General features: G+C 68.9%; 5 protein-coding genes and 1 tRNA gene. 4 read left to right on the top strand and 2 right to left on the bottom strand.

Features of this window, described 5'->3' with window-relative positions:
• The first annotated feature begins 136 nt into the window (after positions 1-136).
• Positions 137-757, top strand: coding sequence for a TetR/AcrR family transcriptional regulator (locus ACFU4Z_RS27895; protein ID WP_328412790.1), 621 nt, complete (start codon positions 137-139; stop codon positions 755-757).
• Positions 758-775: 18 nt separating this feature from the next.
• On the opposite strand, the gene ACFU4Z_RS27890 is transcribed toward ACFU4Z_RS27895, so the two are convergent.
• A complete protein-coding gene (locus ACFU4Z_RS27890) occupies positions 776-1,213 on the bottom strand; it encodes a holo-ACP synthase (protein WP_379068361.1) in 438 nt (145 codons plus the stop codon).
• Positions 1,214-1,224: 11 nt separating this feature from the next.
• Complete coding sequence (locus ACFU4Z_RS27885; protein ID WP_379068358.1) at positions 1,225-10,584, bottom strand: fatty acid synthase subunit beta domain-containing protein; 9,360 nt, start codon at positions 10,582-10,584, stop codon at positions 1,225-1,227.
• A 388-nt stretch (positions 10,585-10,972) separates the two neighbouring features.
• Here ACFU4Z_RS27885 and ACFU4Z_RS27880 point away from each other — a divergent pair.
• The 3 genes from ACFU4Z_RS27880 to ACFU4Z_RS27870 all read left to right on the top strand — a co-directional run bounded on the left by ACFU4Z_RS27880 (position 10,973) and on the right by ACFU4Z_RS27870 (position 12,526).
• Positions 10,973-11,057, top strand: a tRNA-Leu gene (locus ACFU4Z_RS27880).
• 409 nt (positions 11,058-11,466) lie between these two features.
• Positions 11,467-11,907, top strand: a complete 441-nt coding sequence (locus ACFU4Z_RS27875) for a hypothetical protein (RefSeq protein WP_379068355.1) — start codon at positions 11,467-11,469, stop codon at positions 11,905-11,907.
• A gap of 22 nt (positions 11,908-11,929) precedes the next feature.
• Complete coding sequence (locus ACFU4Z_RS27870; RefSeq protein ID WP_379068352.1) at positions 11,930-12,526, top strand: hypothetical protein; 597 nt, start codon at positions 11,930-11,932, stop codon at positions 12,524-12,526.
• Positions 12,527-12,603 lie beyond the last annotated feature (77 nt).

Genomic DNA, 12,603 nt, shown 5'->3' with positions numbered 1-12,603 from the left:
TCAACACACAGACGCCGTGCGCGTGTCGCACGTGTGTCCCTACCGCTAGCCTGGATACGTGGATGTACGCACGGAGGCCAGCCCTAAGCGACGTCTGGACCCTGCGCTGGACCTGCAGGACGACCCACAGGAGCTCATGCCGCGGCGTCGACCGACGCAGGAACGCAGCAAACGCAAGTTCGACGCGCTGTTGCAGGCGTCTCGTGAACTGCTCGTCGAGGTCGGGTTCGAATCGTTCACCTGTGAAGAGGTGGCGGCGCGGGCCGAGGTGCCGATCGGCACGCTGTATCAGTTCTTCGCCAACAAATATGTCATCGTCTGCGAGCTGAATCGCCAAGACCTCGTTGCCGTTTCCCAGGAACTAGCCGATTTCCACGGCGAGATTCCGTCTCTGGACTGGTTGCGGCACATGAACCAGTTCGTCGACCATTTGGCCAACCTGTGGATGACCGACCCGTCGCGGCGCGAGGTCTGGCTCGCCATGCAGTCGACACCGTCGACGCGGGCCACCGGTGCGATTCACGAGAAGGAATTCGCCGAAGTCATCTCCCGGATGCTGCGGCCGCTGACCCCGCGCACCCCGCGATCGCGGCGCTCCATGATGGCCGAGGTGCTCGTGCACGTCGTCTACTCGATGCTGAACTTCTCCGTTCAGGACGAGCAAAGCCACGCCGAGGCCGTCTCCGAGCTCAAGCGACTGATGGTCGCCTACCTGCTCGTCGCCGAAAAAGAATCCCGCTCCGCCAGCGAGCGCTAGCGGAGCGGGATAACACGACTAGCCGCTCGCCTCGCGGCCATCGATGAGATCTGCCAGTTCGCCAGGGTCTTCCAGGACGACCATGGCGGCGGCGGTGTCGCCGTCGTGGGTCAGCGACAGGTGAACCCTTACGCGAGGCAGGAATTCGGCGGCGAGGCCGTGCAGCTTGATGCTCGGCCTGCCCCACGCGTCGTTGACTACTTCGATCAGGGGGTAGGGGTTGTCCCCGATCTGCGGGCGGCGGGCGAACCGAGACGATGCCCATGCCTTGAGCACCGCCTCTTTCGCCGCCCACCGTGCCGCGTAACTGCGAGCGGGGTCGGTTCCCTTGCCCTGGCAGTAGCGCCGCTCACCCGCGGTGAAACTCTCCCGGAGCATGGTGGTTCCGGACCTTTGTAGCTGTTCGGAGAACTCGGAGATGGTTACCAAGTCCAGGCCGATACCGAGGATCGTCACAGGGGCGAAGCCTACGACCCCGCGCGCCCGGCCGCGCGCGAATCATCCGCGACCTGACCGGTATTGCAGCCCCAGCCGTCGGCACGGTACGTGCCGTCGGCCGCCAGGCGCGCATCCGCGGACAACAACACATCGGCCTCCAGCTGCCGAATCTGCTTGGCGGGCGTGCCCTCTGCGCCGAGGCGCCGATCGGCGGGCCGCTCGTACAGCGCGGCGCCACCACACATGGCCTCGGTGAACCGCTGCCGTCCCGCGAGCTGCCGCTCCTGCGCCCGACGCTGGTACTCCGCACGCTGACCCGGCTCGATCGCCTGGACGAACGCCTCGGGATGCACCACCGCGAGCAGACCCGACACGTGTCCGAAGCCGAGTGAGGTGACCAGACCGGCCTTGAGCGGGAACCGGTCGCCGAAGCGCAGCGGTTCGCGCGCCCACACCAGGTGCGGGTAGGCCTGCATCTTGTCGTCGACACAATCCAGGCTGCGGTTCGGCGGAATGACGCCCTGCTCGAGCACCTGGCACAGGCCGATGAGCTGGAAGGCCGCCGCGCCGCCCTTGGCGTGCCCGGTCAGGCTCTTCTGCGAGACGACGAACAGCGGTGCGCCCGCCGAACGACCGATCGCATCGGCAAGCCGCTCGTGCAGCTCGGACTCGTTGGGATCGTTGGCCGCGGTCGAGGTGTCGTGCTTGGAGATCACCGCGATGTCGTCGGGACCGACGCCGAGCTTGCGCAGCTCGGTGGCGAACCGGGATTCCCGGCCGCCGCGGCCCGCGCCGAGCGCGCCGAGGCCCGGTGCCGGAATCGAGGTGTGCACACCGTCGCCGAAGGACTGTGCCCAGGCCACCACGCCGAGGACAGGAAGGCCCATCTCCACCGCCACGTCACCGCGGGCGAGCAGCACGGTGCCACCGCCCTGCGATTCCACGAACCCACCACGCCGACGGTCGTTGGCGCGGGAGAAGTACCTGTCGCTGATGCCCTTGGCGCTCATGGCCGCCGAATCGGCGGTCGCGGACATGTCACCGAAACCCTTGATGCCCTCGATACCGAGATCGTCGAAGCCGCCGGCCACCACCAGTTCGGCCTTGCCGAGCCGGATCTTGTCGACGCCTTCCTCGACCGACACCGCGGCGGTCGCGCAGGCCGCCACCGGGTGCACCATCGCGCCGTAGCTGCCGACGTAGGACTGAACCACGTGCGCCAGTGCCACATTCGGCAGGGCTTCCTGCAGGATGTCGTTCGGCGTCGGCTCGCCGAGCAGCGAGTCGATGTACAGCGAGCGCATCGCGGACATGCCGCCCATACCGGTGCCCTGGGTGTTGGCCACCATCGACGGGTGCACCCAGCGCATCAGTTCGACCGGGCTGAACCCCGAACTGATGAACGCATCGACGGTGGTGACGATGTTCCACAGCGCCACCCGGTCCACCGAGCTCGCCATATCGGCCGAGATGCCCCAGATGGTCGGATCCCAGCCGGTGGGGATCTGACCGCCGACGGTCCGCGAGATCTTCGCCCGGCGCGGCACCCGGATCTCGGTGCCCGCCTTGCGGGTAACGGTCCAGTCGCCGGATTCCGGCGCGGGCACGATCACCGTGTGCTCGGGGTCGGCGGCATGGAAGGAGCGGGCCTCGGCCTCGCTGCCGACGGTGAACGACAGATCCTGGTCGAGGAACACCGACGTCATCAGCGGCGCGGTGTTATCGACCATGGCGCCGTCGTCGCCGTAGCGGCGCACGCCGCAGCGGGCGACCACCGCGTCGTGGTACTTCTCGGCCAGCTCGGATTCGGGCACATAGTCACCGGATTCGGCGTCGTACCAGCCGGGCTTGGGATCGTTCTCCCAGCTGACCATGCCGGTGGTCCAGGCGAGCTCCAGCACGCCCGCGGCCGAGAGCTCGTCCTCGACTTCCATCTCGAAGCGGGTGCGCGAGGACCCGTACGGGCCGAGCTCGCCGGCGCCGACGATGACCACCATGTCGGCGAGATCGGCGGTGACAGTGCCCCATTCGGGCACCGGCAGGGCCGAGGTCATGGTCGGCGGCGAAGGCAACGCGGCGATGGTCGCGGCCGAGCCGGCCTCGTCGGTCGTCGCTTCAGCGGCCTCCTGCGCCTGCTTGGCCAGCGCGGGCAGGTCGAGCTTGGCCCGCGCGAGTCCGCCGGTCAGGTCGATCTGCTGGGGGCCGGCCACGGTCACCTGACGGGCCCGCGAGGTGCACCACTTGAGCAGCTCGTCGGCCATCTCCGCGGTGGACCAGGTTTGCACTCCGGCCTTTTCGACCGCCTCGACCATCGGATCGTTGTGGCCCATCAGCCCGGTGCCGCGCACCCAGCCGATCAGCGCGTGCACCAGGGTGACCCGCGCCGACCACGACTTCTCGGCCCGCCACTTGGCGACGACCGCGTCGAGCGCCGCCTTGGACTCGCCGTAGGCGCCGTCACCGCCGAACATGCCGCGGTTGGGCGAGCCCGGAAGCACCACATGCAGTTTCGCGTCGACGTCGTGGTCGGCGCCGAGCTTGGACAGCCCGCCGATGAGCTTCTCCACCGACCAGAGCAGGACACGCATCTCCATTTCGGCGCGGGCCCCCGCGTCGGCGAGGTCACCGGCCACCCGCGGCGCCGCGAACGGTAGCAGCAGGGTCGGCGTCATGGCGTCCTTGGTCTTGATCTTCGCGCCGCCCGCGTTGTCGACCTGCTCAGTGCCGACCCAGTCGATCAGTGCGTCGATGTCCTGGTAGGAGGCCATGTTCGCCGGGACGACCCACAGGGCCGCACCGTGCCTGGCGTTCTCACGGTGCAGCTTCCGGTAGAAGCCGAGCCGCTCGTCGTTCAGGCCGGAGGTGGTGACGACGACGGTCGCGCCGCCGCCGAGCAGCCGTCCGGCGACCGAGGCCGCGATGGATCCCTTGCTCGCACCGGTGATCACGGCGATGTCCGACGACCACAGGCCGGGCTCTTCGGTGCTCAGCGCGGCCTCGGCAATGCGCTCGTACAGCCGCGCGAGCACCGAGCGCGCCTCGTGCTTGGCCCGATCACGCCACCAGTTCGCCTGTGCGGCAACAGCTTCGCCGGCACCGAGGAATCCGACGACCGGACCCTCGCCCGAGCCTGCGTCATCGAGCAGCCACAGCTTCGCCAGGTCCTCGCGTGCGGTGGCCCAGCGGTCGTCGATCAGCACCGCCTTGCGCGCGTCGAAGGCCGGGGCGACCAGGCGTGGCCAGTCCGAACCGAGCTCCGCCGAGACCAGGTCGACCAGCGAATCGTCGCTCGCCTCCGGCGCGGAGACCTGTTCGGTCAGGCCGAGCTGCTCGAGCACCACCCGCGCGGCCGTCGCCAGCACGCCGTCGCGCCCGGTGATCTGCTCGGTGAACTCGCCGAGTGCGGCCGCGTCGACCGTGGCGCCGCCACCGCCGCCCGCGCTGGGCAGCGACACCGCGACACCGCGCCGGGCCGCGACGGCCTGGACCGCGGAGTCGATGGCCGCGTCGACCGACGCCGCGTCGCTCAGCGCACCGGACACCAGCCCGCCGAGCTCACCGCCGCGCACGCTGGCGCCCTCGCGGGTACCGAGCGATACCTCGGCGGTCACATGGTTGGCCCAGCCGTCGCCGAGCTCCCAGACCTTCTTGACGCGTTCGGCGATCGCGGCGGGCCGCTTACCGGACGGGCCGAACACCTTGCGCAGGTGGTCGCCGATGGAATCCGACAGCACCGAGCCGAACGGCTTGTAGGTGCGGGCCAGGCGCTCGACCGTCGCGGACAGCGCACCCATATCGGCGTCCGCCGCGCCGTCGATGGCGCCGAGCGACAGCTCCGAACCGAGGTCGACGAGCAGCTGGTTACGCCGGGAGGAAACACCGTCGCACAGACCCTCGATGGTGTCGACCGGGCCGATCTGGTCCAGCCGCAGCTTCGTCCACAGCGCGATGAGCACACGGGTGGCGTCGGCCGCGCTGAAGGCGATGTCGTCCGGACGCGGGCCACCCGAGCTCGGCGCGGGCACAGCGACCGGCGCGGCGACCGCGGCAGTGGCCGCAGGCGCGGATGCGGTCGGCTCGTCGGCGGGTTCGTCGGCGGGCGCGGGATCGGTGTCGGCCGAGTAGACGACCCCGGCCTCGCGCTCGATGTTGAGCACCTCCACGGTGGCGGTGGCGAAGGCAGGCAGCTTCAGTGTCTGACTGGCTAGATTCGCCACCGTCGGGGTGGCGCCGAGGCCGATCTCGACGAAGCGCTCCACACCGAGACCGCCGTGTGCGACATCGGTGAACAGCAGGTCCTGAGTTTCGATCCAGCGGACCGGGCTGGCGAACTGCCACGCGAGCAGCTCGATCAGCACCACCCGGCAGAGCTCGGTCGGCCGCGCCGCCCAGCTGTCGAAGTCGGCGAGCACCGCGGCGAGCGGCTCGGAGGGCACCAGATCCGCGATCTCCTGGACAAAAGCGCGCTCCAGCGAGAACGGCTTGGGCACCAGGTTCGGAATGTAGCGCCCGAGCAGGACTTCCGGGTGCAGGTCCTCGGGCAGCAGCTGCTCGAGCTTCTGCCGGAACTCGGGCACGCCCTCGCGCAACACGGTGGAGTGGAACGGCACGTCGATACCGGGCACCAGGATGAACGCGCGCTTGCCGCCGAATTCCGCACGGCGCCGGTCGATTTCGGTCTCGAGGGCTTCGAGACCCGCGACGGTGCCTGCGATCGCGTACTGCGAGCCGCGCAGGTTCAGGTTGACGACCTCGAGGAACTCACCGGTCTGCGCACCGATGCCGGAGACGAAGCCGACGACCTCGTCATCGGGCAGCCCGATCTGCGAGGGCCGGATGGCGGCCATCCGGTAGTCGCTGCGGCCCTGCGCATCACGCGGCACCAGCTCGTGCATGGCGGAACCGCGCTGGAAGACGACCTCGAGCACCGCCTCCAGCGGCAGCACGCCCGCGACCGCCGCGAGGGCGTTGTACTCGCCGACCGAATGTCCGGCCAGCATGGCTCCTTCGACGTAGGCCCCCGCCTCCCGCAGCTCGGCGACCTGGGCGACACCGAGCACTGCCATCGCGACCTGCGTGAACTGGGTCAGGTGCAGCACGCCGTCCGGGTGGCGGTGTTCGACACCGCGCGCCTTGAGGTAGGTCGGGTTGTCGCGCACGACCGCGAGGATCGAGAAGCCGAGCGCCGCACGGGTGTGCTTGTCAGCGCGCTCCCAGATGTCCTTGGCGGCCTTGGAGCGGGCGCGGGCGTCCAGGCCCATGCCCTTGCGCTGAATGCCCTGGCCCGGGAAGGCGTAGACGGTCTTGGGCCCCGCGGTGCGACCGGTCGCGGTCATCACCAGGTCGCCGTCGGTCCGGCAGGACACCTCGACGATCTCGCTGCCCGCGTCGACGGCGATCCGCTCGACCCGCACGTCGATCTCCGCACCGGGACGCACCATGCCGAGGAACCGGGTGGTCCACGCCGTCAGCGTCCTGGCAGGCACGGGGGCCGACGGATCGAGCGCCGACACCGCGTGCTGCGCGGCGGCCGAGAGCCACATGCCGTGCACGATCGGGCTGCCGAGGCCGGCGAGCTTGGCGGCGGCGGCGCTGGTGTGGATGGGGTTGTGGTCGCCGGAGACCGCCGCGAAGGCATGCATGGCGCGCGGCGCCACCATCGTGACGTCGCGGCGGCGCCTGCGCGGGGTGTCGGTGGCCGCGTCGGACAACGTGCCCGCGGCGCGCGGCGGGTCGGTCAGCTCGCCCGCGCCGTTGCGGCCGCGGATGGCGAAGCGTTCGGTGAGCGTCGCGAGGGTCGGCATGGACATCCCGGTTTCGGGCTTGTCGAGCATGCCGGTGATCTTCACGTGCACCTCGACCACGCGGCCGAGGTCGGTGTCGATGGTCTCGCCGGCCCGCGCGCGGACCACGAGAACGCTGGTGTCGGTGGGCAATTCACCGACCAGCGCGACCTGGTGGTCGAGATGGACCAGGTCGAGCATGCCCTCGATAACGCTGGCGCCGGACTCGCTGCGCGCCGCGCCGAGCACCGCGAACACGGCGGGCCAGCAGGCGCCGACGAGGACGTCGGGAACGGTACGGCCGAGCGTGCTCAGGGTTGCGGGCAGGCCGGAGCCGGTGACACCCGCGTGATCGGCGATGAGGTCGGGGGTCCACGCCACATTCAGGTGTGCGACCTCGCCCTTCACCTCCGGCAGCGACTGCCCCGCGGCGACCGCGAGCAATGCGGACATGGCGGCGTCGGCGTCGGCCTCGGTGACGACAGGAGCGCCACCGTTGAAGGTGGTGACCGGCACGGTGATCCGGATGCGCACAGCGTCGCGCCCCAGCAGCGGCACGCTGAGCTCGAGGTAGGAGTCCTCGACATCCGGCCCTGTCGTCTCGACGAGGGTCGCGCCGGTCGGCGGGTGCAGCGCGCCCTTGCCGTCGACGGTCCACTCGGCGAGATCGCCGAGCCGGTGCACGGGGTTGATGGTGGTGCGGCCGGACCATTCGACATCCGGAGCGGCGAGCACCGTGTCGATGGCCCCGGAGGTCACGCCCGCGGTGCGGCGGCCGTCGATCGCGACCGGCACCACACCCGCGCGGACGAGCGAGTAGGCGGTGTCCTTCTCGAATCGGTCGAGCAGCTCGCCGACCGGCTCGTCGACCCGGGTGATGCCCGCGACGGCCACCGTGCCGGGGATGACGCAGACCTGGTCGGCCGAGTAGCGCGGATCATGCGCCTGCCACAGCGAATCCGAGCGCCACCAGCGACGCACATCGCCGTCGACGACCGGGACGAAGTTGACCGGCTTGCCCGGCGTCTTGCACAGCGAGATGAAGAACGGCACATCGGCCGGGTGCAGCAGGGTCTGCTCGGCGGCGGGGTAGCGCTGCTTCAGCGTGCACAGCGCCTCGACCGGGCTCTCGAAGGCGTCGCCGGCGGCGAACAGCGTCTCGATCTCGCCGCGATCGGCCGGGTTGAGCCGAGATTCGGTGCGCCGCACCATGTCCGCGAACCGATCGCGCCAGGTGATGTCCAGCCACACCGAGCGGGTGGCCTCGAGGAAGGCGTCGCCGAGGTCGCTGCCGCAGTCGAAGTCCTTGCGCCGGTCGAGGCCGACCGCGAGCTCCACGTAGCGCTCGAGCCATTCGAGGTAGGTCATCGTGGTCAGGTCGCCGAAGTACGGCTTGGCCGCGGCGTTCAGTGCCGCGATGATCTCGTCGCGGCGCTCGGCGACCGCGTCGGCGTCGCCGGCGACCTCGTCGAGCAGGCGGCCGGTACGCGAGGCCGCGTTGTCGATCTCGTGGATGTCGGCGCCCAATTGGCTACGGCCCGAGGCCATGCCGCCGTTGGCGGTGCCCGCTCCGACCCAATCCGGGGTGCCTGGGGTGTCGACGAGCAACTGCTTCACCTCGGGCGCGGTGGTGGCCTCCAGTGTCGCCATCGCCGCGGTACCGACCAGCACGCCGTCCAGCGGCATCACCGGATAGCCGTGCGGCACCGCCCATTCGCCGGTGAGGTACTCGGTGGCGCGCTCCGGCGTGCCGATGCCGCCGCCGACGCAGATCACCACATTGTCGCGGTTGCGCAGCTCGGCGTAGGTCGCGAGCAGCAGGTCGTCCAGGTCTTCCCAGGAGTGGTGTCCGCCGGCGCGGCCGCCCTCGATGTGCATGATCACCGGGTAGTCCGGCACCTCGTCGGCGATGCGAAGGACCGCGCGGATCTGGGCCACCGTGCCGGGCTTGAAGGCCACGTGGGAGATGCCGACCTCGGTCAGCTCCTCGATGAGCGCGACGGCTTCCTCGAGCTCGGGGATGCCCGCGGTGACGATGACGCCGTCGAAGGGCGCACCCGCCGTGCGGGCCTTCTGCACCAGGCGCTTGCCGCCCAGTTGCAGCTTCCACAGGTACGGGTCGAGGAACAGCGAGTTGAACTGCACCGACCGGCCCGGGTGCAGCAGCGTCTGCAGCTCGGCCACCCGGTCGGCGAAGATCTGCTCGGTCACCTGGCCGCCACCGGCGAGCTCCGCCCAGTGGCCCGCGTTCGCGGCCGCCGCAACGATTTTCGCGTCAACCGTGGTCGGCGTCATGCCCGCGAGCAGAATCGGCGAGCGGCCGGTCAGCTTGGTGAACGCGGTCTCGACGACGATGCGCCCGTTGGGCAGTCGCACCGGCCGCGGCGCGAACGACGTCCACGGCGCGGCCACCTCGGGTGCGGCGCCGGGCGTCAGCAGTTCACGCTGACCCGCGCGCGTCGCGGCCGCGACGGTGCCGACGCCGGTGCCCTTGAGCGAGCCGCCGGTGAGCCTGCTGAGCAGATCACCGGGGCCGAGGTCCAGAATCCATTCCGCGCCCGCGGCCACCACGCCGTCCACGGTCTCGACCCAATCGATCGGGTCGACCAGGATCTCCTGCGCCAGCGCACCGGCGAGTTCCGCGTCGATGCCGCACTGGGTTGCCCAGCCTGCCACCAGATCCACCGTGTCGGCCAGCGCCGGGTGATGGAACGCGACGTCGACGGCGATGTCCTCGAAGACCGGCGCGAACACCGCGCCACCGCGTGTCTTCGCATCACGCTCGCGGGACTGTTCATCGTGGATCTGCGCGCAGCGCTGCCGCACCCGCTCCAGTTGGGTCGGGGTACCGGACAGCACCGCCCTGCGCCGCCCGTTGCGGATCGACACCACCGCTGCCGCAGCAGGCTCCACACCTTCGGACACCTCGGCGACCACTGCGCGCAGCTGCTCGGGATCCACATTCGACACCGCGACCATGGGCGAGCGCTCGCCGACCGGCATCAGCCCACGCCGCCGCGCGACCAAACCCGCTGCGGCGCCGATCAATTGCGCCATCGCCAGCAGTTCGGCGTCGCGCTGCCCGCCGGTCTCCACCGCCGTCGCGGCGAGGCGGCCCTGGGAATGGCCGATGACCGCCACCGGAGCGTTCTCGACCGGATCGAGCCCCTGGAGGCGCAGCGCCCGAAGCGCCGCGAGCTGCGTCAGCAACACGCCCGGCATGGACACCACGGCCGAGCGCAACACCTGTTCCGAGGGCGCCGCGGAGGGCTCCCCCTCGTCACCGTCGGCGAGCTCGTCCTCGAGCATCCAGCCGACCGGGTCGAAACCGACCGGCCGCACCACGAGCAGTTGTGCCGCAACGGGTTCCAGCAGCGCGGCCGCCTCGTTGACCAACGCGGTCAGCTCCGGCTCCAGCGCGCTGTCGCGGCCGATCTCCTCCAGCTCACGCAGCCACTGCGCGCCCTGGCCGCCGAAGGCCACAGCGTAGGGCGTGCCGCCGAGCAAACGATCCAGCAGCGGGGACCGCGCCCCACCCGCCTTGGCGGCAGCGGCCACCTTCGCGCTGCGTGCGGTCCCGGCTTCGGTGCTCTCGTTGATCGTCAAGGCGCTTCGACTTCCTTCTCCTGGCGACATGCCCTAGGCGGACACGCCGCTCCCTCCGGTGCGCAGGTGTTCCTCAACCAATGGGCTTGATAAGGGCGAGCTTGGCACAAAATCATGAGGAAATCCTCACGTTTGCTCGGCATGCCCTCCTCTACCACCGAGTATTTATGTACTGCCGTACCAGAATTCCCAGGAACATGACCCTCCCTCATGTTTGAACACGCTGGTCCACTCGGTTACTAACGCGTAGGAAACATGAGCGCTCCTCATGTTGTCCGTTACTTAATCGTTATAATCCCAGGTGGGGTTACCGGCGAGTACGCCACGCCCGGGCAGAGCTTCGCGATCGCGGTCAAGCCCGGTAGTCTTTGGACGGTCGTACCATCACGCGCGAGTGGCGAAATTGGCAGACGCGCCAGATTTAGGTTCTGGTGTCCACGGACGTAGGGGTTCAAGTCCCCTCTCGCGCACCACCCACCGCCCCGGTGTCCGTAACGGACACCGGGGTGCATCCTTCGGCGAGACCACTCATCTAGGCGTACGCACGCTAGAGCAATCCCGCACCCCGCACCATGCGTTCGCCGAAATGCGTTCCGACACTCCGTGCGAACCCGCCCGATCCCTTTCCCGCCGTGTTGCGCTGTCCGAGCGTCTCGCGGCCCAGCCCACACGCGCGCCACGAGGCGGACCCAGCCCGCCACGGTCAGCATGCCCGACACCAGCGGTTCAACCCTCAGACGGGGCGACGGCGGATGCCGATGTGACGACTGACACAACCGGGAAATGGAACCATGAGGAGGGCCGGCGCATCCAATCTGCTGACCGATCAATTTTGGATGAATCGGATCGAACGGGCGAATCTCAACATTCACGGGGGACAGCATGATTGGGAAAAAATGGTTTCATCGCATCGGTGTAGCAATTCTCGTGATGTCGGCAGTTGCACTGACGAAACCTCAATTGGCGCACGCTGATAGCGCGCCACCGTGCCGAAACTACGAGGTTCAGACGGAGTGGGGGAGGCTCACGGTGGACACCAGACCATCGAACGACGGCGATCCCATCGGGGTCGTCAGCTGGGCGTGGTTCATCAACAATCCTGCCGATGTGCCCGGCCGCTACGATTGGACCGTCTTCATCAACAGTCGGGCGCCGGAAGGCCCGCAATGGAACAACAAGGACGACAATCTTCACTCTGCATTTCGCAGGTATCGCGACGGAACCGATCGATACAACTCTGGAGACATTTTCCATGTCGAAGCTGCACACCAGGCCGGCAACAACCTCTACGTCACCCCGTTGAACAGCTGCCGAATCCCGTAAACCGGGGTGGCACAATGACGGTGTGACCAACTCTAATGCGGTGACGGGGGCGCGACTCCTCGCGGATGATATTGCGACAGCGTTGGGTTATGACGTCCAGACGGACCACAGCGCCCCCGCTCACCTGACGGAAAAAGCGGACCGGGCAGGGGGATGGATCAGCCTCCGCGTCCCCGCACTGGATATCGAGATGGGCTACGGACCGGACCCGGCGGTGACCCCCGATTCGGTGGCCTGCCAGCTGGCGACCCACATCCAAGACGACATCCTCTCCCGCACCAGCATGATCTGGCCCGCATATCCCGGCCACGACGACCAGCCGTTGGTCCCCGGCGACAAGGGCTGGTACAGCGAGAGCGACCCGGCGGTGCTGGTCCCCTACGGTCACGCCAGGTCGGCACACAGCCCGAACACCGATCTCGAGCGTGTGGTCCGCTGGTGGCTGGGCTACTGGTTCGTCGGATTGATCGCCGACAAGTCTGGTGACATCTGGTTCTCCGAGCACGAATTCGAGGGCGACCTGTCCACAATTCGCCCAGGCCTCCCGGTTGAATACGTTGCCGGTGACCGAACTCACGGACGCTTCCGCAAGGCCGTCAGGGTACGAGCCGCCTCTTGACTTGCCTGCCCCACCCTTCGATAGGAGATCGAGGCCGCAATCCGATCTGCCACTAGGCGTTTCCGCGAAGGTGATAG

The sequence above is a fragment of the Nocardia sp. NPDC057440 genome (assembly GCF_042802915.1).
In the GTDB taxonomy this organism is placed as follows: Bacteria; Actinomycetota; Actinomycetes; order Mycobacteriales; family Mycobacteriaceae; genus Nocardia.
This window is presented reverse-complemented; position numbering and strand designations above follow the sequence as displayed.